This window comes from Cohnella phaseoli, assembly GCF_003386235.1.
GTDB classification, from domain to species: Bacteria; Bacillota; Bacilli; order Paenibacillales; family Paenibacillaceae; genus Cohnella; species Cohnella phaseoli.
This window is the reverse complement of sequence record NZ_QRDZ01000008.1, coordinates 15,428-42,020: the sequence shown is the minus strand read 5'-3', so window position 1 is coordinate 42,020 and position 26,593 is coordinate 15,428. Positions and strand designations below refer to the sequence as shown.

Sequence of the window (26,593 nt, the reverse complement as noted above, 5' to 3'; positions counted from 1 at the left end):
GATAACCGGAGGTGGATAGATTGAAACATAGCGGATTTTATAAACTAAAATTTTTCATCACTCCGGAGGAATTTCAAGGCGTTTTGAAAGGCTTCGAGCGAAAACAAGCCGATTTCCATCTTAGTAATAGTACCCGGACAAAACACAATCTTAATGAAGTGTACGAGGCGTATAGAAGATTTTACGAATATTTTACTCTCCAAGAAAAGCCCGGGTACCACCCCTTCTTTGTATATTCTGTTTCTCTTGCTATTGGCAACGAAAACTCCGGTTTTTTTGTAAGAAATGAAGGTGTTCGCTTTCCCCATAACCGACAATGGGCAGAAGACGAACTATCCTATGTCATGCTTTCGTTTCCCAAAGGTTTTCAAATAGATTTGGAGGATGAAAAAGGGAAGTATTATATTTATGAGGATATTCGGGAACATCGACCGTTAACGTATGCGTTTTTTGATGAAGTTGCGAACGAGATCAAGAAAATGACAAAGCCGCTTCGTTTTTCGGCACCTGCAGCAGATGCCTTGCAAGAGCAAAAACCGCCTGTTCGCATAAGCAAAAATGCGATGAACGATCTGATTAACTCCTGGATTTTCAAGAAGTATAGGCTGGTTATGAATAACAAGTAAACGAATAGAAGGTGATGAATAATGATTGACAAAATCGGCGAATTTATGGTTTGGGCTAATGATAACGGTTGGGATATAGCCAAAAAATCGGGGCTTCAATTAAATTTAGATAGCAGCATTATCGCTAGGTATAAAGAAATTCCTAACGAATATTTGGAATTTTTAAGTGTGATTGAGAAATGTGTTACACCAAACGAGACGACTTGGTTTATTTGCGAGAATGAGTTCAATAATAGCTCAGACACTGAATTTAAATGGAATGAGTACGAATTGCTCAGTCTGGAAGCGGCAATGGAGGATGCTGTTTGGAAATCAGAGATCACGGCGTGGTGGGATAATCACTTGCCGATCGTGATGTCGGTTGAGGGTGGATATTCCTTCTATGCGATTGATCTAACAAATGGTGCGATTGTACGCGGATATGAACCTGAATTCGAAGAAGTTGACAAGGTGGCAAATAATCTTGAAGAGTTTTTAGGATTAATGATGTCCAATTCAATTGAGTTCCAGTGATAAAATTGACGATTGTTTTCAGCTATTCCCAAATACAACCATTCTCTCCCACCTCCTTTCCACAACTTCTTTCGGCACTTTCCTGATCTTGATATCTCGGCCCAGGAAAAGCAGCCAATTGGTGATTTCGGCCACCTCATCCGGATCATGAACATGGATGGGAGTCTTTAATATAGCTGTAGTTTGGTAAGGATTCGTGTAGGCAATTGAAATTTTTAACGGATGGTACGTTTTAAACTGGGCAATCGCCTTTGGACCAAGTTCGAGGACAGTAAGGGTAAAATGGGCACGATTGTTAATGTACCGCATAATGACGTTAATTCGTTCAACTTTCTTCATAGGACCCTCTAAACAGTATCATATTTTGACATGTTTCAAAGTTATGATAGACCTATCAAGGAAACACAAGCCATTTGATCAATTCAATAAAAAGGAGTTTTAATGATGACATTATATACCCTTGAGGAGTAAGACAGCTTTATCGTTCTTGGTATTGGCACGGCGTCATGACAGAAGCAACTGTACCGGAAGAGCACAGAGTGATCCAATTCCCTAAGGGACAATACCTGGTCGTTAAAGGGGAGAAGTAAGCGAAACATAAAAGAGGAGGAATGGCAATGTCCTATATCGTCGATTTCAAAAATCCGTCTACAGTTGGTTTAGAATCTTCGCCCGTAGCGGAGGCTCTGGCGGGTTTGCGTGCGAATGAAGCCCGCTACTTTATGAACAAGTACAAGCATGAATTTACGGTTGTACCGGCCAGCGAGAGCCAGGAGACGCTGGAGTATGTGAGCCGGATTTTGAAAGAAGAACGGGGGATTGAGTTTGCGGCCAAGCCGTTAGAAACATCGCGTTTGCAAGTAGAAAATATTCAGTGGACCTTCGTTTTCTATGAAGATGGTCTAGCGGTCAACGTCCTGTATACGGTGGATGACCCTAAGAAGCGGGCCGTTGGCTTTAAGCTTTCCGAGGGGATGGAAGTGCCACGGGAGCTGGAGGAGAAGAAGTTTAAGTTTGCAAGGCAGAAGTCGAAGCTGGCCGGGACGATCCGAGGCTCGTTCTTCGTGATCAAAGGAGAATATTAAGATTCAAATATGGGGCTGTCTCTTAAGTTAACAGAGCGTACCGAAAGATTATCGATAGATGCCCTTCTCATTTATCGATAATCTTGTACGCTCCAACTTAGGGGACAGCCCCCTTTTTTTTATCCCCCACATATTAACTATTTAATCCGCAGTAACTTTTGAGAAAATTTGACGTCCACATATATATCAGTTACTTAGTAGAAACTATCGCAGCCGGCATACAATAGGAAGGATGACAGCATTGAAAGGTTGGCGCAGGCTTAGTCTAGTATTAGGGTTCACGAGTATACTTCTGGTTGCAACCCATACAAATCCCGGCGAGGCAGCGGCAGAGCAGCGTTTTACGGATTTGGGAGGAGCCAAGTGGGCAAACGATGGCATCGGCTATTTGGCCGATCGGGGAACGGTGGCCGGCTATGGCGCCGGAAAATTTAAACCCTTGCTTTCCATTACCAGGGCGCAGGCGGCTACTTATTTGGTGCGCGAATTATATCCGGAAACCTCTCCGACTTATCAAAAAAGCTTTACGGATGTGCCGAAGTCCCATATGTTCCAACGAGAGATCGGCATCGCTTCGGACATGGGCCTGGTCGGGGGGTTCCCGGACGGCTCGTTCAGGCCGGATGAGCCGATTAGCCGTGCGGAGACCGCTGCGATGCTGACCCGCGCCTATTCGCTTGCGGCCGGGAATCTTCAGACGAAATTACTGGACGTTCGAGAACACTGGGCTGAAGGTTCCATTCAAAGGCTGGCATCCAACGGCTTGGCAGGGGGATACCCCGACGGAACCTTCAAGCCGAACCGTTCCGTTAATCGGGCGGAGTATGCCGTTTTCCTATCCAGAGTCATCCAGTTTAAGAGAACGCAGGCCATCGAGGGAGAGAACTGGGATGCCTTGTTGTCGTTGATGACCTTGGAGGAGAAAGCGGGCCAAATGCTGATGCCCGATATCCGCATGTGGCAGAACAAACCTACAACTGCAATTAACGCCGGCATTACGTCAACGGTCCAGGACCACAAGCTGGGGGGCCTTATTTTATTCGATAAAAATATTGAGAGTACAGAGCAGTTGACAACGTTTAATCATCAGTTGCAGGCGCTTGCCGGCGATATCCCCTTATTTCTGAGCATCGATCAGGAAGGCGGCAGCGTCGGAAGAATACCTGGAGGTACCAATCTTCCCGGTGCCATGGCGCTTGGCGCTGTAGCGGACTCGGCATTATCGTTGGAAGCGGGGAAAGTCACTGGAGCTGAACTCAAAACGCTTGGCGTGAATTTGAATTTCGCGCCGGTGCTGGATGTGAACGTTAATCCCGACAACCCGGTTATCGGCATTCGCTCTTTCGGTTCGGAGGCTGGACTTGTCTCGGAGCTGGGGACGGCGTTTATGAAAGGATTGCAGCAAGAGGGCGTCATCGCTACGGCCAAGCATTTCCCTGGACACGGGGATACGGATGTGGACTCCCATCTGGGGTTGCCCGTTGTGGCCCACGACCGCCAGCGTTTGGAACAAGTAGAACTGCGGCCGTTTCGCGAAGCGATTAAGCAGGGAGTAGACATGATTATGATCGGTCATATCGCCTTCCCGGCTCTGGATAACGCAACGGTCGTCTCCAAGAAAGACGGTTCGAAAGTCGTTCTTCCGGCCACGCTCTCGAAGAAAATCATTACCGAGTTATTAAAAGAAGAGATGGGCTTCCAGGGCGTCGTGGTATCCGATGCTTTTACGATGAAGGCCATTGCGGAGCACTTCGGCGAGGAGGAAGCCGTAGTGCGCGCTGTATCCGCGGGCGTAGATATCGTGTTGATGCCGAAAAATATAACCGGAGCACACGATGCAATTGTGCAAGCCGTTAATGAAGGGGAGCTCAGTCCACAGCAAATAGACAGGTCCGTAAAGCGCATTTTACAGTTGAAGCAAGCCTATGGGTTGTTTGAGCCGTCCCGATCGCTACAGGTTAAGCTTGAGCAGGCTAAGCGTACTGTCGGTTCGAAATCACACCTTGCGGTGGAGCGGGAGATCGCAGAGAAGTCCGTTACTGTATTAAAGGCCGAGGATGGCCAGCTTCCGCATCCGGTAACGACTGACCGCATAATTGCCGTTGTGGCATCGACTTCCGCACAGGCGCAGCAGATCGAGAGTCAATTGAAGGCGCTCGGATTACCGAAGCAGACCAGCGTGAAGACGGTTGTCCAAGGCGAATTAAGCCGTGAGGAAATTGCGCAAGCAACCTCCAAAGCCGATTTTGTAATCGTGTCGTCTAATCTTTCCCGAGCTGCTCAGGGCAGCTACGATTGGGCGGGTTACCAAGCGATTATAGATGACTTGAACACGCGTTCGACACGGTATGTTCTTCTTTCCCTGGGCAACCCGTATGAGCTGCTGCATCTTCGCGGGGTGAAAAATGCAATCGCGGTCTATGGTGCCCAGGAGCCGAACCTTACGGCAGGTTTAAGGGTGATTCTAGGTCAGAACGAGGCCCGCGGCAAGCTGCCGGTTACTCTGTCGTAGACTCCGGACCGACGACTTCTATATATTTGCTGACATAGAATGGACAACAAGAGCAAATACCTTTTATCGGCTACAATTCCTTCTTGTCTGTCCCGGATATCATCGAGTTTAAGTATTCCCATTTTGTGTGAAATATGTACGGATGACTGAAACGGGGGAGTATTCATGTATATCGTATCTCGGCCCAAGTCGCTGTCTGACGGTCAAAACCGAGGGCTTGCGATGGAAGACGCCACTATTTATCCGCCAGGCTACTTTTGGTTTTTGCGGCAATTCGGGGAAGGGACATACATTGGGTGGATGAATGTTCAACTACCCGATACCGAGGTGCTAAAACCGTTTGCCGAGTACGGCTTATGGGAGCATGACGAAGATAGCCCTATTACTGAGGAGCAGATTGGCGAATGTATCGCTATTGGCACAACGGTGGACGGCGATTTTCTGGCCATACACCCTCAGACGGCCGGGCTGCTCTGGCTGCCTCGGCATGCAGAGCGCATAAAGGCCATCTCCCTGCAGGCACGAGAATCGGAAGATGAAAGCACATACGCCTTGGTGCTGGATGAAATATACCTTCAGATGTATGGGAAGAGCCAAGAGGGACCCGTCTATTACGAACCGTGGACGGGCACTCGAAGCCATCTCTTTTTACGTTTGCCACCAGGGGAGAACCAGCTTTCGCTACCCGAGCTGGCCGAAGCGTGCAAAGCGGATTTCCCACCGGACTTGTCCATTGAAACCCCCTATACCTGCTTCCTTTTCTATCAGCAACTAGGTGGCTATGTACGACTGAATTACGCCAATCAGCAAGAGGTGGCCGTCTTCTATGAACAGGAAGCACAACCGGCTTCTGCCGTTATAGAGCAATGGCTCTTGTCGAAGGGGTGCGAAGCGAGGAGCTAGCATATAATCGTCGAAGACGCTTTAGTGACACCATCCCTGATCTTGATGTATTTATACGGTTTTTCCTACAATCGTTCGTCGTTTGGGCCTGAGCAGAGCAGCTTTGTACGATTTTTCGAACAAACGCCCGCTACTTGAGCCAGATCCGAGCAGCTTTGTACAATTTTCCGACTAACTTCCCCACGCAAACTTTTGTGTACAAATAAATCCGCCGCAAAAGTTAAATTTTCAATCAATTGGAAACGTTGTGGGTCAATCCTGATGCCCTCTCTTCTGTTAAATAGTATAATGGACTCAACCTGAGAGGTGAACGAACGGTGACGCACAAGATTTTGTTGATTGAAGACGATGCCTCCATCGTAGAGATGTTGGAGGGACACTTGAAGAAGGCAGGCTATCTCGTCCAGTCGGCCGATAACGGCGAAGCCGGTCTCGCATTATTCAATAGGGATAGCTTCGATGTGCTGGTAGTGGATATTATGATGCCTAAGCTGGACGGAATCGAGGTCATCAAGAGGGTGCGGGAGACCAGCTCGGTCCCGATTCTGATCATGTCGGCGAATGACAACGATGTCGATAAAGCGATAGGTCTTGGTTTTGGAGCGGACGATTACATTGCCAAGCCCTTCTCGCTGGTCGAAATTACGGCCCGGATTAAAGCCGCGATTCGTAGAGCCACGATATATGCCCAGCGGGAGCCCGATAAGAAAGCAAATCCCGGAACCCAAATGCAGTTCGGCAATATCGTGGTCGATTTGGACAACTACAGGGTCCTCAAGGGCAACGAAGAATGCAAACTAACCGCCAAGGAAGCGGAGATTTTAAGGCTGTTCCTCAAAAACCCGAATCGGGTATTCACGAAAGCGCAAATTTACAGCTTGATCTGGAACGACGAGTATATGGGCGATGAGAACGTCATTAATGTGCAGATCCGTCGATTGCGGGAGAAAGTGGAGGAGGAGCCGTCCTCGCCGAAATACTTAAAGACTCTATGGGGCATAGGCTACAAGTGGGAAGGCAACGCGTGATGGCTTATGTGCTGACGTGCCTTATTATTCTCTTAGCAGGCGCTTTAATCCGAGAGCGGAGAAAGAACGCAAGGCGGAGCGCCCAGCTTAGACGGGTTCATGCCAAGCTGGACATAATTCTAGCGCAAAATACGAGTGAAAAGATGCTGCTGTTTACGGAGGATGCCGAGCTGAGGCTGCTCCTGGTACATATTAATCGAGTACTGGAGCACAACCAGCGAATCCGGGCAGAGCGGTCGGGAACGGAGAAATCCATACGGCGGATGCTGTCCAACGCCTCCCACGACTTGAGAACCCCGCTAACCGTCGTTCTCGGCTATATTGAAACGCTTAATTTAGATCCTGACATGAAGGCGGAGGATCGCGCCGAAATGCTTATTAAGGTTCAGCGCAAGACGAACGAGGCTATGGACTTGATTCGGCAATTTTTTGATCTCGCCAAGCTGGAATCGGAGGATCAACCGTTGCCGCTGACCCGCGTACATCTCAATGAGGTTTGTCGCCGAAACATATTGGATTTTTACGAGGTGTTAACAAACGCAGGCTTTGCAGTCGATATTGAAATTCCCGAAGAGCCGATTTATGCTTATGCGAACGAGGAAGCAATTAACCGGATCCTGCACAATCTGATTTCCAATGCGATCCGCTACGGGAAGGACGGGAACATTGTTGGATTGACCTTGCGGCAGGAGCCGGATGCAATCTGCATGGATGTATGGGATCGAGGCAAAGGAATCGGTGAAATGCATCAGAGCCGGGTATTCGAACGCTTATACACGTTGGAGGATTCCCGGAGTAGATCGTTTCAAGGCAGCGGGCTAGGCTTAACGATTTCGAAGAGATTGGCGCAAAGCCAAGGCGGGGATATTCGGTTATACAGCAAGCCCTATGAGAAAACCATCTTCACGGTTCGACTGAGGCCGTTCCGATATTAATCGCCATGAAGCGGAGAAGCTTATGAGATGCAGGAGGAGCTGCGTTTTGTAGGCTTTTTTCAATGCTCCATTTAAGAAATAAGTAAGAATCGAGAAATAGATAAGACGGGATTGGCTTTTATAATGGGATTATAAGACATGATGAACGAAGGAGTAATTGGTATGGACTATGTAGTGAGAACGATTGGATTAACCAAGGTGTTTCAAGGCAAAGAGGTAGTCACCGACGTTAATATGAATATCAAGCAAGGGGAAATCTACGGTTTTCTGGGTCCGAATGGGGCAGGCAAGACGACGATTATGAAAATGCTCACGAATTTAGTGAAGCCAACCAGCGGAGAGATTGAAATTTTTGGCGAAAAGCTGACAAAGCAATCTTATCATCTGTTAGGCCGAATGGGGTCGATTATTGAATATCCGGTTTTTTACGACCGATTGCAGGCGCGGGAAAACTTGGAGCTGCACTGTGAATATATGGGGTATTACAACAAAAAGAAAATCGACGACGTGCTTGAGCTGGTCAAATTGACGAATATCGACAAGAAACCGGTTAAAGACTTCTCACTGGGAATGAAGCAGCGGCTCGGCATCGCTAGAGCCATTCTCACGAAGCCCGAACTGTTGATTCTTGATGAGCCGATTAACGGATTGGACCCGGTAGGGATCAGGGAAATGCGGGATGTATTCAAAATGTTGTCCAGCGAATACGGGATGACGTTGCTAGTGTCCAGTCACATTCTGGGCGAGATGGAGCAGATGGTAGACACGATCGGGGTAATCAATCACGGAAGGCTGTTGGAGGAGGTCTCCATGCAAATGGTGAGGGACCGAAACACAGAGTATGTGGAGCTTGTCGTCAACGACAGCAAGAAGGCGGCATTCATTCTTTCCAACGAATTGGATCTGGCAAATTTTAAAGTCATCGATGAGCATTTGCTGCGCATATACAATCTCCAAAAATCGCAGAACGAGATTACCAAAGCTTTGATTATCAATGGTTGCATGATCGAGTCGATCACCAAAAAGAACAGTTCGCTTGAGGACTATTTTATTTCATTACTGAACGGAGGCAGCCTCCATGCTTAATTTGATGAAGTTGGAAATGAGAAAGTACAGATTCAGAGGGAACATTATCGGCGGGTTTATCGCCATCGTCATCATTACGGCTTTTATGATTCTCATGAGTATAGATTCGGCCGATCAGGCTGTTGGCAATTACGAGGAAGCTTTTAAGGTTGCCGATATACTGGCATCGGTTACGTTTACCATCTTTGGGGCCGTGCTGTTATCCAAGCTGATCATAGACGAATTTAAGAGCAAGTCGATTACGGTGCTGTTCATGTATCCGATTCAACGCCGAAAACTGCTCGTTGCCAAGCTTGCGATCGTCGTTCTGTTCACATTCGCGTTCGGCGTGATGACTAGAGTGCTGACCGTCTCGGGATTCTACCTGTTTAATCATTTTGCTCAATTCATTCCGAACGATTTAAGCCAGATCTCATGGATGGAGCAAAGTATCAAAATATTGATCAATTCCGTCATGACCAGTTTCATCACGCTCATCCCGCTCTTCTTCGGAATGCGCAAGCATTCGACCGTAACCACGATCGTATCGGCGATTTTTATCGGTGCGCTGCTCAATTCCAATGCCGGGAGCGATTTTACGCTGAGTTCGATTGTGTTCGTTCCCCTTCTGTTAGCGGCACTCGGAATAGCGATCGCCTACCTCTCGATACGGAACATAGACGACAAGGATATTGTCTAGAGCAAAGAGGGTTCTCCATAACATGACAGTCTTAGTGTCAAAGGCCGTTCAGCAAATCTGGATGGCGTGGGAAGGTTTCATGGACCAGGTTACCAAGATACGAAGCAAATGCGTCAAAAATTATGGCATTTGCAAACTGGTACTCCGACGATATCGCGGTAAAAGTCTTATATGTCAGGATGGGCAGCAAATCCATGCCGGCGATTGGATCGGCGAACTGCATCTGGATAATCGGCAAGTGCTGCAACTTTCCAGAGAAGTTGGCGCCAATCGGGCAGGGCTGCTCACCGCCAGAAAACTGCGCAAATCTATGAAGTTGATTAGCGAAGCGTTACAGAACGATCCCGAGCTCTCCCAGGTTAAGGCTCTCACCGGAATCACTTTGCTCCACCGCGGCATCATTCACGGACTGGGCTTTGAAGTGCACCCGCTGGAATCCAAGGGCACCCGATGGATTGTGACTCGCTATTTGCGGTTATTGCGAAGAGCGCTCCATCCGGACGGATTTCTTTCTGCCGATAGCAATGAGCAAAAGCTGGTTCCCAGAATGCTATTGCTTAGCCGAGGCGTTCTTGTGGCGAAATATCATTTTTCATAAAATTAATCAACTCTTAGGGGACAGAGTCCTCGTATTTGTCGACATACAACGTCCCATCCAGTTGGAGTTCTGCGTAAAATACTTGGTCCAAAGAGTGAATGTTGGCTTTCTTTAATTGTTGGTTAAGCCAGACGACAGAGACATCTATTTTTTCAAGATTTTTTTCTACGATTTTACCATCAACGATAAGTTCAGTCGGGATTCTGTGAATGAGCGTAACGGGTGCCTTTATATCCTTTTTTGTTGCCGGCAGCAGTTCTTCTTTTCTTAGCACGCTGAGTTGACCGTCAGGTTCCAGAATTGCAAATTCGACTTCTTCTGGCGAGAACACATCCTTGTTCCGAAGAAGCATGCTTAGATCATCAATATTGAGGTGTTGCTTCGCCAAGGCCTTTTCCAGAATCTCTCCTTGCTTGATGAGGATTGTAGGCTGGCCGTCGAGAATCTCGCGCGCTTTGACGGAGCGTAATCCCATCGAGGCGAGGATGAAGGCCAAGAGCGACCATAGGACCAGGCTGGATATTCCCTGCAGCAGAGTGATGTGTTTGTTGACGATAATCTCGGCAGTGGTGGAGCCGAAGGTGATCCCTGTAACATAATTGAAAAACGTGAGATGTCCGACTTGTTTTTTACCGAGCAGTCGCGTCAAAACGAGTAGAACAACAAAGGACGTTGCCGTACGAAATAAAATTTCTCCATACGTCATGTGCAGGGCTCCTTGCCTAACAGATATTCTTAAATTGGTCCTCATTTCCATTTCCTATACTTGAAAAAGGAACATTCCATGATCTGTAGGCCAAGAAAGCGCCTTGGCGGAGCCGGGGCCGGGGCACGGAGGCCAAGAAAGCGCCTTGGCGGAGCCGGGGCCGGGGCACGGAGGCCAAGAAAGTGCCTTGGCGGAGCCGGGGCCGGGGCACGGAGGCCAAGAAAGTGCCTTGGCGGAGCCGGGGCCGGGGCGCGGAGGCCAAGAAAGCGCCTTGGCGGAGCCGGGGCCGGGGCGCGGAGGCCAAGAAAGCGCCTTGGCGGAGCCGGGGCCGGGGCGCGGAGGCCAAGAAAGTGCCTTGGCGGAGCCGGGACCTCCTTAATGCCCAAAAAATCTAAATTGTAAATATAAGAACAGTGGGCTGTCCCATAAGTAGAAACGTACAAGATTATCGATTAAAGAGAAGGGCATCTACCTCCTGGATATTGCCTCATACGGTCCTGAAATGACCCTGTCACGGGTCTACCTATTCAAGATTTCAGGATCGTATAGCATCGGAAGGAGATAGATGCCCATTCCCCTGCATCCATCGATAATCTTTCGGTACGGTTCCGTTAGCTTATGAGACAGCCCCTTCAGTTTCTAAGAAATGCAGTATCCGATCTGCTTGGCTGACAATGAGGTGGCCCGTACCCGGTAGAAGTTCGATTTTAGCTTGTTGTGCGAATTGTTTAAGTCGATTAGTACTCTTGTCAGCAGGTATTAGCTGATCAGAATCGCCGAACAGCATGAATATCGGCATAGTTAATTGACGAAGCGACTGATTACTAAACAGGGGCATTTTTGCCGTTCGTGGTTTGAAATATTTGAATATAAGTGATGCGAACCGAAGGTCTTCACCCAATTCGGATGAGGGTGATGAAGAAGTATTACCGCCGCCCACTAATTTAAGTGTTTGTAGCTGCCCCCATTTGCCAAGAAGGGAGAAAAAGATTGCTTTCCACAGGAAACTGGCTTTTTCATGTGCAAGCCCTCCGGGACAAAGCAACACCAAGTTATCAACCTTATCGGGATAAACGGTAGCGAAGCTCAATGCCATCCAGCCGCCTAATGACATAGCTACTATGGAACAGGAGCTTAATTTAAGTGCATTTATGATTTCATTCAACCAGAGAGCATATGCATCACTTTCGTAACCTGGTCGGCTTGCTGCTGATAATCCTGCTTCTCCAATAATGTCGATTGCATAAACATTGTGAGTTTTAGAAAAGGCAGCTACATCGCCGTACCAGGTGAAAGAATTCGATACGCTTCCATGCAGGAGGATCAGAGGGGGGCTATCCTTTGATCCTGATTCGATGATAAAAGTCGGTCCGAATTTTGTATCAACTTCGTATTGGTGATTTTCCACCGGCCAGCCGGCAAGAATTTGTCGGTACTGTCCCAAAACCTCTTGTTTGCCTGCTTCTGACTTATATATATTTCCCATAAGTTCTCGCCTTTCTTTCTACTTGAGGAGCCATTTTTCAGCTTCTTCTTTACTTTCGTACAATCTAAAATGGCTGCCCATGTTCATCTCCATAGCCATTTCTTTAAATCTGCCTTTTCCGATTGCCTCCTGTGGGACAATAGCAGCAGTTTGTACGCCGTAGTTTATAAATTTCTGAATCATATTACCGGCCACTTTGGTTTTAAGTTTGAAGAAGTCTTCTGACAAGGCTGCGTAGTGTATCATAATCGCAGTTATATCGTGCTCCCAGCATAAAGAGATGATATCCAGTGCATGGTTTTCTGAACTTAAAGGTTCAGGAGAAGAGATCACTTCAATATACTTTTTGCCCTCTACTTCTCTTATTTGATGGTTCATTTTTTCCTTCTCCTCCATATTTTCATTTTCAAACAACCTCTGACGGGTTTCCCGGATCCAATTCAATTCATTGTTATAGGTTGAAATCATGTTTTCCGAAATCGTCTCCCATATTAAGCTTTCCCTTGGACTTCGATTAGGCGTATGAAGAGCGCGTCTGTATTTCTCCTTCTGCATAATCAATTGAAGTTTGACTTCATTTTCATATTTGGCGAGCATTTCACTTAATTCTTGGTTATTTAACAGATCCGACCAAGCAAGCTGTACCAAAAACGTTTTCTTGATCTCGGGAGCTTCCGGTGATGACACCAGCCAATTTCTGAGTTCGGCAAGTCCTTCTTCTGTTAGGGTGTATACTTTTTTGGAAGGGGAATTATCCTGATGGATCACCTCACTGGTAACAAAATCATCATTCTCCAGACTCAATAAAGCTTTGTAAATTTGATTATTATTACCGGACCAATACATGAAGGTGGAATCTTCAAAGATCTTTTTGAGTTCATAGCCTGTTGAGGACTTCCAGCTCAGTATGCCTAATATGGCTAATTGGATGGACATAAAATGCACCTCGTTATAAATAACATATGTTAACAGTAACATATGATAATGAAGATGTAAATGATAACCCAGCTCATGCCTCCAAACTAATCCTTGAATTTAGGAAGGAAGTAGGTAGACCCTGGGCAGAAGCTCACTATAATAAAAAATAACGGGCGAAAGGAGGGGGAGCATACAATGGGTTATGCACTAACCGTTCGATTAAAACAATTAAGCGATAGCATTATTCCTCAATGGATTTCTGAAATAAATAAACTTAACATGACTGTTGAAGTCTCTCCCAAATTTAGTTTTTCTGGACATGGGGGGTTCCTGCCTTTCAGAACAATTCTATATGACTGCCCGAATCAGAGCTTGAATCATGTGGAGTTAATGACGGGGTACGAATTATACGTAAAGAAGATGGAGCGGAATAAAGACTCTTTTTTTAGAAGCTTGATGAAGGGAAAGAGCGGAGCGAATATCTTTGACACTGAAGTGGATTTTAGAATAAGTGCGCAGGATAGCTTCGAATACAGAATGGGCTGGTACTCGGCGGCATCATTGGCGCTTGTATGCAAGGGCGTCCTGATTGATCCGCAAGAGGGGCTGCAGCTGGAAGGACAGCAGTTAATCGAACATGCACATAGATGCGTACTGGAGGATGAGAAAACGATTAAAGACGACGAGTGGAGAATACACCGTTTTGAAGGATGGAAAGGGTGAAGGATTGACGAACAAGGCCACCGAATGACTTGGGTGGCCTTTAATGTTTTTTGCTATTGCACCAAGCTATCCAAGTCCGGCTGCAGCTTGTTCCGCAGAACATACAGCATGATAGCCCCGACCAGGAACGCGACGGCATCCGCAATGACAAGCGACCAGACGACCCCATGGAAACCATTCATTCGATTGGCGATGTAGAGCACAGGGATCAGAGTAATTCCCTGAATAATCGACATAATAAAGGCGGCGGTCCCTTGCGCAGTCGCTTGAAAAATCCCCGTAAACAACGTGGTCATTCCCGTAATAAACAAGGATAAGAACGTGACATGCAGAATGTAGCTGCCCATTTCAATTAGCTGTGGATCGTTCGTAAATAAGCCAATTAAGTGGTCGGAGATCAGGTAGACGATGAGGCCGAATGCGACCGCTAACGCCAGGATGGTTTTGATCGTGAATCCAATCGTTTGTTTCATGCGCAACTTATTCGCTGTAAAAGAGAAGGCAATCAACGGCACGACCCCTTCGCATAAGCCCATCAGAATAAACTCGGGAAATTGCAGCAAGCGCGACGAAATTCCGTAAGCCGCCACAGCCTGATCCCCGTAATCGACAAGGAAATGGTTCAAGATCAGCGACATGGCCCCCAGGAAGATGCTCATCACAAAGACGGGAACCCCGATTTTGAACACATTGCTCAGAATTTCCTTGTTTGCCTTGAACCATTTTACCGAGACGGTTAGAAATTGGCTCTTATTCCTCATATGGAAAGCGTAAAATACGCTCGCCGCCAAGTTGGCAATAACGGTAGCGGACGCAACGCCGATCACGCCCCAGTGGAAAACAAAGATGACTAGCGCATCGAGAATAATATTCACGATAACACTGAGAATCATACCGGTCATGGACGTAATGGCGGCACCTTCCGAGCGTACGATATTTTCCAGCGTGAAAAATAAGACAACGAATGGCGAACCGATCAGCATAACCGTGACATAGTCCTTCGTGAATCCGAAGGAATCGGGCGTTGCACCAAGACCATGAACGATGGAGTCGAGCAGAGGGAGACCGACGGCGATTACGATCAGACCGAGCAATAAACTGCTGTAAAAAGCGAACGAAGACACATGCTTTACTTCCTCATATCGCTTCTCTCCCAATAAGCGGGAGATAAACGTGCCGCTGCCTATGCCAATCAGGTTGCCTAGCGCCATTATGGCCGCGAATAACGGCAAGGTCAGGGCGAGAGCGGTTAACATGGCCGTGTTGCCCAGCGTACCGAGGAAATAAGCGTTCAAGATGGAATAGATGACACTCATCGACGTGCCCAGCATCATCGGGACAGCGAAATGAGCAACGGCTTTGGCGATCGGCGCTTTTTCAAAATAGTGGAGGTTTTGTGCATCCATGTGGATCACTTCTTTCTAGATTATGTTGTCTAACAGCGTTAGATTGAAACTTACAGTGTTAGATGGTATCATGAACTTAAGAGTCTGTAAAGAAGAAACTTACACTGTTAGATAAAAGGGCGGATATTCGATGAAAAAACAGCAGCCGCAAATTTCCGAAGATAAGATTTTGGAAGCCTCGTGGGAGCTTCTTGGGGCGGAGGGCATCGAAAAATTCAGCTTGAGACGGTTGGCCGACCGGCTGGGGATTCAAGCGCCCTCATTGTACTGGTACTTCAAGAGCAAGCAAGACCTCTACCAGCGTCTGGCCAACCAAGTATCGAAAATTATTCTGGAGGAGTTCCATTCCGAGGGAGATTGGAAGGAGCAGTTGACGGGGCTGGCGGTAACGGTGCGGAGTGTGCTCAGTCGGTATCCTTGCTCCACACAGCTCATGATGATGACGCTGCCTCACGAACCGGACATCATTCGTTTCACTAACCGGATGCTGCTTTGCGTAGAATCGACGCCGCTCGAGCAAGAGCAGAAGATGCAAGTGGTGACTACGCTTGTGAACTATGTCTTCTACTTCGTTCTGGACGATTATCAGCATGAGCGCAATGTCTCTGCTATTCTTAAAGACCAGAAAGAGCTTCCAGGCGAGGATATGATCCGCCTTCTGGATTCCATGAGCGAGAAGGATGCGGGATTGTTTCGGAGGATGTTCACGAACGGGCTGTTTGAGCTGATGGGGACAGATTCGGCGTTCGAATTCGGCCTAAGACTGATTTTGCTGGGAATTGAGCAGGTGATTAAGGAGGAGATTCATAAATGATGGAGATATTTGATGTGCGCAGCAGACCGGGGATTCTTGAAGAAGCGATTCAATATTTCTGGACGCAGTGGGGATCCGAGTCCAACTACAACTTTTACAAAGACTGCATTAAACAATCTTGTCATACGGATAGTGACATTCCTAGATTTTATTTAGCGCTTGAAAATAACAAGATAATAGGATCGTACGCTATTTTAAGAAGCGATCTAAATAGCAGACAAGATTTGTGCCCATGGTTCGCATGTCTGTATGTAGATCCCGAAGCCAGAGGAAGAAAAATCGGGGAACTTCTACAAACGCATGCCATTAAAGAATGTAAAGTAAAAGGCTATTCTTCGGTGTATCTTTGCACAGACTTAACGGGATATTATGAAAGAACACAATGGAAATACATAGGTAAGGGATATTCGTTGAATGATGATGAAACAAGGATTTACGAGTATCGAATTGATGAGTGAGAGTTACCGATGCCGATCCCTTCCCATTTCTCGTATAAACTTTCCCTTTTCATCGTATACCATAATACTTAATCCCTTGACGGCCCCCTTAGTCTCCATAAGCAACTTAAATGCCTCATCTCGGGATAGCGGTACATTGACGCGTTTCCCGTTATAGGCGAGATAATATTTCAGCATCTCTCTCCAAAAATAAAAGGAGCCGGAAAGATTCCCGCGCTCCCTTGGCTGATATATTACATTAATTACTACTATTCGACTCTTTCTCTGATTTTCCTCCATTATCGGACTGGAGCTACGGTTATTCTTGTATACTCGTGGGTTTCGGAGAAAGTATGCTTAATCCCCAAAGCATGAAGGAGAGAAAGCCTTGAAAGAAAAGGAAATCATTAATCGGACGCAGATGCCTGTTACTGTGAGCAATATGATCCGAGATATGCAGGTTCTAGGAATTCGGAAGGAAGACAACATTCTTGTCCATTCCTCGCTGTCTAGCCTGGGGTGGGTTTGCGGAGGTGCGCATGCTGTTGTGCAAGCCTTGGTGAAATCTGTAGGGGATGGCGGCACCTTGACCATGCCCGCACAGAGCGGGGATTGGAGCGATCCCGACGAATGGGAGAATCCCCCTGTTCCACAGGAATGGATTAATATGATTTATAATGAAATGCCCGCTTTCGATCCCTTGATTACTCCGACAAGAGGAATGGGACGCATCGCGGAGTTATTCAGAACCTATCCGGGGACCTTGAGATCGCAGCATCCCCAGGTTTCCTTTTGCTCGAATGGGAAATACGCGGAGTATGTGACATCTGACCATCCGTTAACCCCGCAATTTGGTGAAGATTCTCCGCTCGGCAAGCTGTATAGTATCGGTGCAAAGGTGCTATTGCTCGGTGTAGGATTCGACTCGTGCACGAGCTTTCATCTTGCAGAAGCCAGACTTGAATCTATGCCGATAAAGCGGATGGGGACAGCCATGCTAAAAGACGGGAAACGGGTATGGGAATGGTTTACGGACTTTGCGTACGATGCTGACGATTTTTCACGGATTGGGGAACGTTTCGAAGCAGGTGGCCATGTTCAACATGGTAAAATTGGAAATGCGACATGCAGCTTATTCGATCTGAAGGAAGCGGTTGATTTTGCCGAAAAATATTTACAGAAGCATCGAGTGAATAACTAGGAGGCTATCCTGTGGGAAGATCATTTGCCAATTTGCATATTAAGTCGAATAACCTGGAGAAGACGATCGAAGCGTTAAGAGAGCTAGGCAAAGGGCATGGGGATGTATTAGGTATCAAAGAGGCTCATGAGCCCCCAGTTGTCATGTACATAAGCAAAAGCAACGAGAACTGGATCAGCGTGCTCCACGATTATTTTGTATGGGGTACGGTGAAGAAGGTGGGCAAAAGGTTGTCCCAACTAATCGAGGAGCCGGTCATGACCGCCGGATATATGAATGAGGAAATCTTCGAGCTATCGGTTTTCGCGGATGGAGCCATTCAAGCCGAGAAAATCTTTTGCGAACAGTGGGCGAGAGAAGATTATGGACTCACAGAAGAACGTCTTAACGATGACTACTTGCGTGAAGCTTTGGATATCCGTAATGAGGATTTTGCCGATCTCATAAAGATTACGACCCCGTGGCAAGCCGTAGATAAGCTGTCGGAGCTTGTAAAATTGACATTATGGTGCGATGCGGAGTGGATTCCGTACGAGGATGATCTTAGACAGCGATTCGAGAAATACGAGTTTTGAAAGAAACCCAAAGAGCAGCGAGGCGATCCCTCCTGCTCTTTATTCGAATACGCACTCATGGGGCGGAACGCTGACAAACGCTTGAATGCTTGGTTGCCGCATGGTCCTCCCCTCGTGCCGGCGCCATTCTGTGAACCGGACCTTTACGGTTAATATAGGCTGGCACCAGTATGCGCCGCGCATATCGGGATGCCGATTGGCAAAGGGGCATTCTGCTGTGGCAATCCCCTGCAGCGTAGCCGTGAGCGTCCGCCAATCCTCAGCCGTGAGTTTTCCGGTCCCGACTTTGCCGATAAACCTCAATTTTCCTTCATGATACAGGCCGGCCAAGATTGCGTTAACGACGCCATCGCGCAAAGTAAATCCTCCGATCACCACAACGGCATCCCCGTAATTTTTGACTTTAACCCATCGCCCGTCTTTTCGCCCAATTTCGTAGGTACTGTGTGTATCTTTGCAGACGATGCCTTCCATGCCATTCTGTTCGACGACACGGAACAAGGACTCCCCGTCAGGATGAGAGGCAACCAGTTGCACGGTGGGAGTCGGAATAACGAATTCCTGCAGTAGCTCCAGACGATCGGAGAGAGGGCGGTTATTAAGCCATTGCCCGTTTAAATAAACGATATCGAAGATCATGTAAGTGATCGAAACTTCTTTTTGCGCGATGGATACGTTCTCTGACCGGCGAATTCCGTCTCGGCGCATGACCTCGTGAAACGACGGCTTCCCATCAGCCGCTAAAGCGATAACCTCGCCGTCCAGGATGAAGGAGGATGCCCTGCAATAGCCGCGATTAATCAACTCCGGAAACTGCATCGTCCGTTCGTTTAATTTTCGGTTGTACAGCTGGAATTCACTGCCGTCGCAATAAGCGAGAATGCGGACGCCATCCCACTTGACCTGGTAAATCCACTTTTCGCCTATCGGGATAACGTCTGTGCGTAGCGGTTCGAAAGGGATGATTGGTTTCATACCTGTAGGATGCCCAACATTGGAGGAAAAATGGAGTAACGTTAAGGGGGAGCATTCTCATGCATTGAGCCTTTCCCATAACCGTGATAATGTTGTAGGCATAATTGTATAAGAAGGAGCCGTGGGCTTATGGAGCGGATTTTGGCGCCAATTAATACTTATTCCAAGCTCGTGTTGGCGTTTCTGTTCGTCGTCGTGCCGTTTTTCGTGCTTAGTCTAAAAATCAACGAATTCGGCTCCAACAACGTGAACCGGGAAATTACGCTGTCGATGCAATCCAAAATCCGCTTCTACAACGAGCTGATGGGGGACGACTTCGGCAGAATCATCAACTGGATGAAAGCATTCTCCAGCCATGACGAGCTAGACTTGCTAAGCAACCAAGCCGAAATTCTCAGCGCGAACGAAAAGCGCGAGACGATTCTGAAAGTGCAGAAAGAGCTTGAGATCCTGCAAAGCACAAGCCAATTCGTTAAAAATGTAAGCGTACACATTCCCTCTCTCGGACGTACGATCTCCTCAATAAACTTATTCGGCGACATTCCCGAGGAAGAATTTCATGTACTGAACACGCCGACCAACTTGTTCGAGGCGCCTTTCGTCTACTGGAACGGCCGACTGTTCATCAGCCTGTCCTTTCCGATTATGGTCAATAATACATCGCCGGAATTCGTGCTTGGCGTTGAAATTTCGATCGACAAGTTGACGGGCATGTTCGACCAATTTGCGATCAATCCTCACGGAGGTACTCTGCTGGTCGATAACAAGCGGCAGTGGACGATCGCCAACAAGCCGAACACCGCCTTGCTGGAGCCGATGATCCGGGACATCGTGGAGAAAGAAGGCGAGACGCACGGCATTCGGCAGATGAAGTGGAACGGCCAGTCGTATATGGTCTCTTTTGCGGTATCTCAAGCTCTCGGCACGACATTGGTCACGTACGAACCGGAAGAAGAAGTGTTCGGCTCCGTTCACCGGTTTCGCGAATGGCTGTGGGTGCTCATCGGCTTGGCGGTTATCGTCATAGCGCTCGTATCGTTTTTTCTTTACCGGGTCATCCACAAGCCGATGAACCAGCTCGTCCGGGCGTTTCGCCGCGTAGAGCGCGGCGATATGAACATCTCGGTGACTTACAACCATCATGATGAATTTAACTACCTGTTCGCCCAATTCAACAATATGGTCAGACGGCTGCAGGAAATGATCGTCGAAGTGTACGAACAGAAATACCGGGCACAGCATGCCGAGATCAAACAGCTTCAGTCGCAAATCAACCCGCACTTTTTTTACAACAGCCTGTTCATTCTGTACAGGCTCTCGAAAAAGACGGGCGACGAGGTGCTTATCCGCTTCTCCAAATACTTGGGCGATTATTTCGAATTCGTCACCCGCAACACTCGGACCGAAGTCAGTCTGCGAGAAGAAGTTCAGCATGCCCTCAACTATGTAGAAATTCAGTCAATCCGATTCGCGCACCAAATCAAAGTCGATTTCGACGAACTTCCGATAGATTTTCAGGCGATTCAAATACCGCGGATCGTTCTGCAGCCGATTATCGAGAATGCATACAAGTACGCGCTCGAAGAAAAAGAAGACGAAGGCCGCCTGGCCGTTCGTTTCGATGCGGAGCCCGACGGACTGATGATTTCGGTTGAAGACAACGGCGAAGCTATGAACGAGACAAGAGCGCAGGAACTGAATAATAGACTGCTTAATTCGCCGGATCCAATGGAGGAAACTTCCGGTATGATCAACGTTCATCGCCGGCTGAAATACCGATACGGGGAAAAGTACGGCTTGTCGCTGTCGGTCGGTGAGCTTGGAGGGTTAAAGGTATCGATTCGAATTCCAAGGGGGGACGACCATGTATCGGATTCTCATCGTGGACAATGAGCCGATCATTGTGGATGGTCTGTATCACTTGTTTCTGGAGGTCGGGCATCTGGAGTTAGATGTACACCGCGCATATTCTTCGGCGCAAGCGTTGAAATTGCTGGAGAAGCATAAGATCGATATCGCCTTCCTCGATATCCACATGCCCGGGATGAACGGATTGGATCTGCAAAAAAAGATGCAGGAACGCTGGCGCAAATGCAAAGTAATATTTCTGACCGGATTCAACGACTTCTCGTACGCGCAATCCGCGCTCAGGCATGGCGTAGTCGACTTCGTGCTGAAAACGGAAGGCGACGAGAAGATATTGGAGTCGCTGGACAAAGCCGTCGAACAGCTCGTTCACGAGTCGACCGATCGGCGGCAAATCGAGCAGGCTAAGCGAATGACGGAACAAGCGAGGCCTATGCTGCAAAAAGAATTCGTGCTCGATTTACTATATGGGGAAAGGATATTCAGCGAATCGCTCGAATTGCGCTTTCTAGAGTTGGACTTTCCGCTGTCGCTCCGCCATCCCGTCAATCTGACTCTCGGGAGAGTGGACGAATGGCCGGAAGACATGAGCGGCTCCGACAAAACGCTGCTGCTGTATTCGATTCAGAACATCGCGCAGGAGCATCTGCATGAGATGCGCTTGTTTTACTTGGCATACAGCCACACGCACTTCATTTGGCTGATGCAGCCTAAGGCGGTTTTGGATGGGGAAGAACCGAATACGGAGGCCTGGCGTTCCGCGATCGCGATGGTAAGCGGCATGTTGGATTCGATTCAAGCGACGTGCAAGGAGCTGTTGAAGCTTCCGATTTCGTTGGCAACGCTTGGCACGACGACCGCGTGGAATTCGGTCGCGTATGACTTCAGCGTCTTGCGGCAGGAGATGGGAAGCGGACTCGGCCTCGGGCAGGAAGTCATTTTGTCGGAGGCGGCGTTCCATCCGGGAGCGGAAGCGGAGCCGAGCCAGCCGGATGCCAGAATTTACGGAAAAAACATGCGTCTGCTGGAGTCTTATTTGGAGTCGGGCAACGCCGCGGAATTCGCCGTTCTAAGCGCGGAGATGCTGGAGATCGCGTCCGGATCGGTTGTCCGTTACCCTCACTACTTGGAGACCTATCTTAGTATCGCCGCGTTGCTGCTGCAGCAATGGAACAAGCGCGGTATTACCGGTGCGCTGCCGGACAAGCGAATGCTGGACAAGCTGGCTCATATTAGCGAGCATGCGACCTGGAGGGCCGCTGCAGAGCACTTTGCCGCGTTGGCGGGGCTGATGTCCCAAAGCATGCGCGAGGACCAAAGGGGCCGTTCGGATGCGGTGGTCGACAAACTGCATCGCTATATATCGGAGCATCTTCATTCGGATCTGTCCCTGAACAAGCTGTCGGAGGTCGTCTATTTAAATCCGGCCTATCTGTCCAGGCTGTATAAGCAGACGCAAGGAGTCGGTTTGGCTGATTACATCTCGGATCGTCGAATCGAGAAAGCGCTGGAGCTGCTGCGAGGTACCTCGCTGCTGGTTCAGAAAATCGCCGAGCAGGTGGGGCTGGAGCCCGGTTATTTTATCAAGATGTTCAAAAAAACAATGAAAATGACCCCGCAAGAGTATCGCGAATCGCTCCTAAGATGACGTTTCGTATCGTCGGCCCCAAAAATAGTAGATAGAAGACGGTCGAAGTAGAAAGCGTACCATTTATCCTCCTAAAATGCGATTTTATAATGAAATAGCAAGGCAGGCCTGCTGATGAATGAGGGGGAGGACTTCAGAATGGACGGAAAGATTAGGAAAAGGGCGATTATGCTGCTGCTCATCGCGATGATAGTGTTGGCGGCGGCATGCTCTAAAAAAGAGGCGGAGGACCAGTCGCCTTCGGCTTCGGGAAGCGTGGCTCCGTCGGCCTCGTCAGTCGCAGAAAGCCCAACGGCGGGAGAAGAGGCCGATCCGTTCGGCAAATACGATCCGCCGATTACGCTGTCTACGGTCAAAATTTTGTGCGATTGCAGCAAGTTCGCTCCCGGCGAAACAGCGGACAAAAACATCTGGATCGACGGGTACTTGAAAGATCTAGGTATCGACATGAAAGTCAAATGGAGCGTCGTGGGCAACCAGCCGGGAGGAGCGGGCGAGCAGAAGCTGAACGTCTCCATCGCGTCCGGCGATCTTCCGGATATTATTCCCGTCGGCGCCAAGCAGTTGAAGCAGCTTGTAGACGCGGGACTGGCTGAAGATTTGAGCGGTCTACTCGAGAAGTACGGGTCTCCGCAGCTGAAAAAGTTCATGAACGACAACGGCGGACTGGCGCTCAAGACGGCCACGTTCGACGGCAAGCTGCTGGCGCTGCCCGATCCGGCGGCGAGCATCGACGTCGCCGCGTTAATCTGGGTGCGCAAAGATTGGCTGGATAAGCTCGGCTTGCCCGAGCCGAAGACGATGGCCGACGTACTGTCGATCGCCGACGCATTCACGAACAAGGACCCTGACGGCAACGGAAAAAAGGATACGTTCGGACTCGGTCTTACGAAAGATTTGTACGGAACGGGGCTCTATGATTTGACCGGCTTCTTCGAGGGATATCACGCATACAACACCTGGATTCAAGACGAATCCGGCAAGCTAGTGCACGGCGCCACGCAGCCTAACATGAAGACGGCTCTCGGCAAGCTGCAGGAGATGTTCAAAGCCGGACAGATCGACCCGGAGTTCGGCGTCAAAGACAACACGAAAGTGAATGAGTCGGTCGTCTCCGGTAAGATCGGCATGGAGTTTGGCGCGCATTGGAACGCTTTCTATCCATTCCCGGACGCATACAAACAAGATCCGGCAGCCGATTGGCGGCCTTATCCGATCGTATCGGCGGACGCAAATCCGGCGGTGCCTTCGGTTGGACTCGGTATCAACAAGGAACAAATCGACCAAGCCTACTTCGTGTTCAAGAAAGGTTCTCCGCATCCTGAAGCACTGATCAAGCTGGCGAATTATTATGTCGACAAGGAATACGGATTCGAGACGGGCGGGTACGATACGCAATTCCATCAGCCTACCGACAAGGACGGCAACAATCCCGACGGCTATTCCAGATGGCCGCTTGCAGCCGTCATTGTGGCCGATCCGAACCAGAACATCAATATTTACCGCGGCGTAAAAGCGATCATGGAGAACAATGACCAGAACGCGATGAAGAACGACAGCGCGGTGGGGAACTACAAGCTGGTGGCCGACTTTATGGCCACCAAGAACCCGGCCTCTTATGCGAACGCGCTGTGGGCCGCTCCGGAAAATTCCGGGCTGGGCATCCTCCAATACTATTTGGACAACAACCTGACGACAAGCAATCAGTTTTACGGGTCGGATACGCCGACGATGGTTCAGAAAAAAGCGACGCTCGAGAAGCTGCAACTGGAACGATTTACGAAAATCATTATGGGCGGCTCGCTCGATATGTTCGACCAGTTCGTCAGCGATTGGAAGAAGCTCGGCGGAGACGCGATTACGCAGGAAGTAAACGATTGGCTTGCGGCGCAACATTGAACCGAAATCGCATAACGGCGGACGGGGAGGCAACGACCTCCCCGTTCGTTCGACAGGAAGAAGGTTAACCATGTTTCACAGAATAAATAGGACGCTGCCGCTGCACCTGATGTTGCTTCCCGGCCTCGCGCTTATTCTCGTTTACAGCTATGGTCCGATGACGGGCTTGTGGATTGCTTTCGAAAATTATGTGCCGAGCAAGGGCATTTTTCATTCCCCGTTCGTCGGATTGGACAATTTCAAGTACGTCTGGGATATGCCCGATACCGCTCAGGTATTGACCAATACGGTCGTGATCGCTTTGTTCAAAATCGTGCTCAGCCTCGTGTTTCCGATTTTACTGGCGCTGCTGCTGAACGAAGTGCGGATTAAATTCGTTAAGCGCGGCGTACAGACATTGATTTACGTACCTTACTTTTTCTCCTGGGTGCTGCTTAGCGGCATTCTGATCGACATTCTTTCTCCGTCGGAAGGCATCGTCAACAAGCTGATCCAGTCGGTTGGGATTAACCCGGTCTTTTTCCTCGGCGACCCGGCCTGGTTCCGCTTTACGATCGTCGTATCGGATTTGTGGAAAGAGAGCGGTTTTCATACGATCGTGTTTTTGGCCGCGATTACAAGCGTGGACCCGACGCTGTACGAGGCGTCCATCATCGACGGGGCAAACCGGTGGAAGCAGACGCGCCATGTCACGCTTCCGGCGATGATGCCGATCATCGTGCTGGTGGCGACGCTTAGCTTGGGCAATGTGCTGAACGCGGGTTTTGACCAAATTTTTAATCTGTACAGCCCTCAGGTCTATTCAACGGGCGACATTATCGATACGATGGTTTACCGGATTGGGATGATCGACACGCAATACGGAGTGGCGACGGCGGTCGGGCTTTTCAAGTCGCTCGTGTCCTGCCTGTTTATAGGCATTTCCTATTTCCTGGCCTACCGGCTTGTCAACTATCGAATTTTCTAGAACAGAGGGGGCAAGAGGATGCCCGGAGATAAATCGATTGGCCGCTATACATTTAACGCCTTCAACTATGCATTTCTGCTTGGGTTTGCGTTATTATGCATTTTTCCCGTCATCAACACATGGGCGATGTCGCTCAGCAACAAGTCGGCGGCTGCTGCCGGGGTGGTAGGCTTCTGGCCGGTCGACTTCACATTCGACTCCTACCGGTTCGTATTCATTCGGCGACAGTTTTTCGAAGCGTTCTTCATTTCGGTGGAACGGGTAGCGTTGGGGGCTGCGGTGAACTTGCTGCTGACCGTTCTTATCGCATATCCACTGTCCAAGGGAACGTCCGAGTTTAAAAGCCGTACGCTTTACGCCTGGATATTCGTAACGACGATTTTGCTGAACGGCGGTCTTATCCCGTGGTACATGACGATCAAGGAGACGGGCTTGCTCGATTCCATTTGGGCGCTCATTCTCCCGGGGGCCGTGCCGGTATTCAACTGCATTTTGCTGCTGAACTTTTTTCGCGGCTTGCCCAAAGCTCTGGAAGAGGCGGCTTTTATCGACGGAGCGAACCATTGGACGACGATGTGGCGCATTTTCGTGCCGCTATCCAAACCCGCGTTGGCCACGATTGCCCTGTTCACGATTGTCGGCCATTGGAACTCGTGGTTCGACGGCCTCATTCTGATGAACTCGCCCAATCATTATCCGCTGCAGAGCTATTTGCAGACCGTCGTCGTAAACCCGACTTCCGCGTTTTCCACGATCGATCCGGCGCAGGTGAAATTTTTGTCGGAAATTTCCGACCGGACGGTCAAAGCGGCACAAATTTTTATGGCTTCGGTGCCGATGCTGCTGCTGTATCCGTTTCTCCAAAAATATTTTATGGCCGGCATTGTGCTCGGCAGCGTCAAGGAATAAGCGGCTGAGATCCGTGGGAATGTTTGGAGCCGGATACCCAGCACGGCTTCGGATATTTGGAAGCCATCCGGAACGTATTCGGCAAGTCATGAATGTCG

At 48.9% G+C, this 26,593-nt stretch carries 26 protein-coding genes and 2 pseudogenes; 22 read left to right on the top strand and 6 right to left on the bottom strand.

Translation table 11 applies throughout. The features are described 5' to 3' along the window. The first annotated feature begins 11 nt into the window (after positions 1-11). Positions 12-626, top strand: coding sequence for a hypothetical protein (locus tag DFP98_RS11825; RefSeq protein WP_116060804.1), 615 nt, complete (start codon positions 12-14; stop codon positions 624-626). Between the two features lie 21 nt (positions 627-647). Then, positions 648-1,139 carry an SMI1/KNR4 family protein gene (locus tag DFP98_RS11820; RefSeq protein ID WP_116060803.1) on the top strand — a complete coding sequence of 164 codons (492 nt, stop codon included), beginning with the start codon at positions 648-650 and terminating at the stop codon, positions 1,137-1,139. An 18-nt stretch (positions 1,140-1,157) separates the two neighbouring features. Here DFP98_RS11820 and DFP98_RS11815 read toward each other — a convergent pair. Next, positions 1,158-1,478, bottom strand: a pseudogene (locus DFP98_RS11815) (helix-turn-helix transcriptional regulator); the annotation flags it as partial. Between the two features lie 152 nt (positions 1,479-1,630). On the opposite strand from DFP98_RS11815, the pseudogene DFP98_RS11810 reads away from it, so the two are divergent. The 9 genes and pseudogenes from DFP98_RS11810 to DFP98_RS11770 all read left to right on the top strand — a co-directional run. Continuing rightward, positions 1,631-1,723: pseudogene (locus tag DFP98_RS11810) on the top strand (transcriptional regulator); the annotation flags it as partial. Positions 1,724-1,756: 33 nt separating this feature from the next. Next, on the top strand, positions 1,757-2,224 hold the full coding sequence (locus DFP98_RS11805; protein ID WP_116060802.1) for a phage tail protein: 468 nt from the start codon (positions 1,757-1,759) through the stop codon (positions 2,222-2,224). 232 nt (positions 2,225-2,456) lie between these two features. Next, complete coding sequence (locus tag DFP98_RS11800) at positions 2,457-4,736, top strand: glycoside hydrolase family 3 N-terminal domain-containing protein (protein ID WP_116060801.1); 2,280 nt, start codon at positions 2,457-2,459, stop codon at positions 4,734-4,736. Positions 4,737-4,901: 165 nt separating this feature from the next. Continuing rightward, positions 4,902-5,639: a hypothetical protein gene (locus DFP98_RS11795; RefSeq protein WP_116060800.1), complete on the top strand. Its 738-nt coding sequence runs from the start codon at positions 4,902-4,904 to the stop codon at positions 5,637-5,639. 317 nt (positions 5,640-5,956) lie between these two features. Beyond that, the gene (locus DFP98_RS11790) at positions 5,957-6,667 is read left to right on the top strand and encodes a response regulator transcription factor (RefSeq protein WP_116060799.1); all 711 of its coding nucleotides are present in this window, start codon (positions 5,957-5,959) and stop codon (positions 6,665-6,667) included. Continuing rightward, positions 6,667-7,602 carry a sensor histidine kinase gene (locus DFP98_RS11785; protein WP_116060798.1) on the top strand — a complete coding sequence of 312 codons (936 nt, stop codon included), beginning with the start codon at positions 6,667-6,669 and terminating at the stop codon, positions 7,600-7,602. Before DFP98_RS11790 ends, DFP98_RS11785 begins: the two co-directional genes overlap by 1 nt. Before the next feature lie 162 nt (positions 7,603-7,764). Further along, entirely contained in the window at positions 7,765-8,688 is a 924-nt protein-coding gene (locus DFP98_RS11780; RefSeq protein ID WP_116060797.1) for an ABC transporter ATP-binding protein, read from the top strand. Then, entirely contained in the window at positions 8,681-9,367 is a 687-nt protein-coding gene (locus tag DFP98_RS11775) for an ABC transporter permease (RefSeq protein WP_116060796.1), read from the top strand. The genes DFP98_RS11780 and DFP98_RS11775 overlap by 8 nt, the downstream gene beginning before the upstream one ends. A gap of 22 nt (positions 9,368-9,389) precedes the next feature. Then, positions 9,390-9,965: a YkoP family protein gene (locus DFP98_RS11770; RefSeq protein ID WP_246016502.1), complete on the top strand. Its 576-nt coding sequence runs from the start codon at positions 9,390-9,392 to the stop codon at positions 9,963-9,965. A gap of 13 nt (positions 9,966-9,978) precedes the next feature. On the opposite strand, the gene DFP98_RS11765 is transcribed toward DFP98_RS11770, so the two are convergent. After that, positions 9,979-10,671 carry a YetF domain-containing protein gene (locus tag DFP98_RS11765; RefSeq protein ID WP_116060795.1) on the bottom strand — a complete coding sequence of 231 codons (693 nt, stop codon included), beginning with the start codon at positions 10,669-10,671 and terminating at the stop codon, positions 9,979-9,981. Between the two features lie 145 nt (positions 10,672-10,816). Here DFP98_RS11765 and DFP98_RS11760 point away from each other — a divergent pair, with 145 nt between their 5' ends. After that, positions 10,817-11,050, top strand: a complete 234-nt coding sequence (locus tag DFP98_RS11760) for a hypothetical protein (RefSeq protein WP_220377082.1) — start codon at positions 10,817-10,819, stop codon at positions 11,048-11,050. Positions 11,051-11,287: 237 nt separating this feature from the next. Here the strand turns inward: DFP98_RS11760 and DFP98_RS11755 are convergent, their stop codons facing one another. Together DFP98_RS11755 and DFP98_RS11750 are read right to left on the bottom strand one after the other, a co-directional pair. After that, positions 11,288-12,157: an alpha/beta fold hydrolase gene (locus DFP98_RS11755; protein ID WP_116060793.1), complete on the bottom strand. Its 870-nt coding sequence runs from the start codon at positions 12,155-12,157 to the stop codon at positions 11,288-11,290. Positions 12,158-12,175: 18 nt separating this feature from the next. Next, positions 12,176-13,093 carry a PadR family transcriptional regulator gene (locus DFP98_RS11750; protein WP_116060792.1) on the bottom strand — a complete coding sequence of 306 codons (918 nt, stop codon included), beginning with the start codon at positions 13,091-13,093 and terminating at the stop codon, positions 12,176-12,178. Positions 13,094-13,270: 177 nt separating this feature from the next. Between DFP98_RS11750 and DFP98_RS11745 the strand changes: the two genes are divergently transcribed. Continuing rightward, the gene (locus tag DFP98_RS11745) at positions 13,271-13,798 is read left to right on the top strand and encodes a hypothetical protein (RefSeq protein WP_116060791.1); all 528 of its coding nucleotides are present in this window, start codon (positions 13,271-13,273) and stop codon (positions 13,796-13,798) included. A gap of 53 nt (positions 13,799-13,851) precedes the next feature. On the opposite strand, the gene DFP98_RS11740 is transcribed toward DFP98_RS11745, so the two are convergent. Further along, on the bottom strand, positions 13,852-15,204 hold the full coding sequence (locus DFP98_RS11740) for an MATE family efflux transporter (RefSeq protein ID WP_116060790.1): 1,353 nt from the start codon (positions 15,202-15,204) through the stop codon (positions 13,852-13,854). 130 nt (positions 15,205-15,334) lie between these two features. Between DFP98_RS11740 and DFP98_RS11735 the strand changes: the two genes are divergently transcribed. From DFP98_RS11735 to DFP98_RS11720, 4 genes are all read left to right on the top strand, one after another. Further along, positions 15,335-16,018 carry a TetR/AcrR family transcriptional regulator gene (locus DFP98_RS11735; RefSeq protein ID WP_116060789.1) on the top strand — a complete coding sequence of 228 codons (684 nt, stop codon included), beginning with the start codon at positions 15,335-15,337 and terminating at the stop codon, positions 16,016-16,018. Beyond that, a complete protein-coding gene (locus DFP98_RS11730) occupies positions 16,015-16,476 on the top strand; it encodes a GNAT family N-acetyltransferase (RefSeq protein ID WP_116060788.1) in 462 nt (153 codons plus the stop codon). The genes DFP98_RS11735 and DFP98_RS11730 overlap by 4 nt, the downstream gene beginning before the upstream one ends. Before the next feature lie 367 nt (positions 16,477-16,843). Beyond that, positions 16,844-17,656: an AAC(3) family N-acetyltransferase gene (locus tag DFP98_RS11725; protein ID WP_116060787.1), complete on the top strand. Its 813-nt coding sequence runs from the start codon at positions 16,844-16,846 to the stop codon at positions 17,654-17,656. 11 nt (positions 17,657-17,667) lie between these two features. Next, the gene (locus DFP98_RS11720; RefSeq protein WP_116060786.1) at positions 17,668-18,231 is read left to right on the top strand and encodes a hypothetical protein; all 564 of its coding nucleotides are present in this window, start codon (positions 17,668-17,670) and stop codon (positions 18,229-18,231) included. A gap of 39 nt (positions 18,232-18,270) precedes the next feature. On the opposite strand, the gene DFP98_RS11715 is transcribed toward DFP98_RS11720, so the two are convergent. Continuing rightward, positions 18,271-19,206 carry an ATP-dependent DNA ligase gene (locus DFP98_RS11715; protein ID WP_116060785.1) on the bottom strand — a complete coding sequence of 312 codons (936 nt, stop codon included), beginning with the start codon at positions 19,204-19,206 and terminating at the stop codon, positions 18,271-18,273. A 129-nt stretch (positions 19,207-19,335) separates the two neighbouring features. Here DFP98_RS11715 and DFP98_RS11710 point away from each other — a divergent pair, with 129 nt between their 5' ends. From DFP98_RS11710 to DFP98_RS11690, 5 genes are all read left to right on the top strand, one after another. After that, positions 19,336-21,099: a sensor histidine kinase gene (locus tag DFP98_RS11710; RefSeq protein ID WP_116060784.1), complete on the top strand. Its 1,764-nt coding sequence runs from the start codon at positions 19,336-19,338 to the stop codon at positions 21,097-21,099. Beyond that, a complete protein-coding gene (locus DFP98_RS11705; protein WP_116060783.1) occupies positions 21,071-22,720 on the top strand; it encodes a response regulator transcription factor in 1,650 nt (549 codons plus the stop codon). Before DFP98_RS11710 ends, DFP98_RS11705 begins: the two co-directional genes overlap by 29 nt. A 138-nt stretch (positions 22,721-22,858) precedes the next feature. Beyond that, positions 22,859-24,619, top strand: a complete 1,761-nt coding sequence (locus DFP98_RS11700; RefSeq protein ID WP_181917637.1) for an extracellular solute-binding protein — start codon at positions 22,859-22,861, stop codon at positions 24,617-24,619. Positions 24,620-24,689: 70 nt separating this feature from the next. After that, positions 24,690-25,586: an ABC transporter permease gene (locus tag DFP98_RS11695; protein ID WP_116060781.1), complete on the top strand. Its 897-nt coding sequence runs from the start codon at positions 24,690-24,692 to the stop codon at positions 25,584-25,586. A gap of 18 nt (positions 25,587-25,604) precedes the next feature. Continuing rightward, the gene (locus DFP98_RS11690) at positions 25,605-26,495 is read left to right on the top strand and encodes a carbohydrate ABC transporter permease (RefSeq protein ID WP_116060780.1); all 891 of its coding nucleotides are present in this window, start codon (positions 25,605-25,607) and stop codon (positions 26,493-26,495) included. Positions 26,496-26,593: the final 98 nt, after the last annotated feature.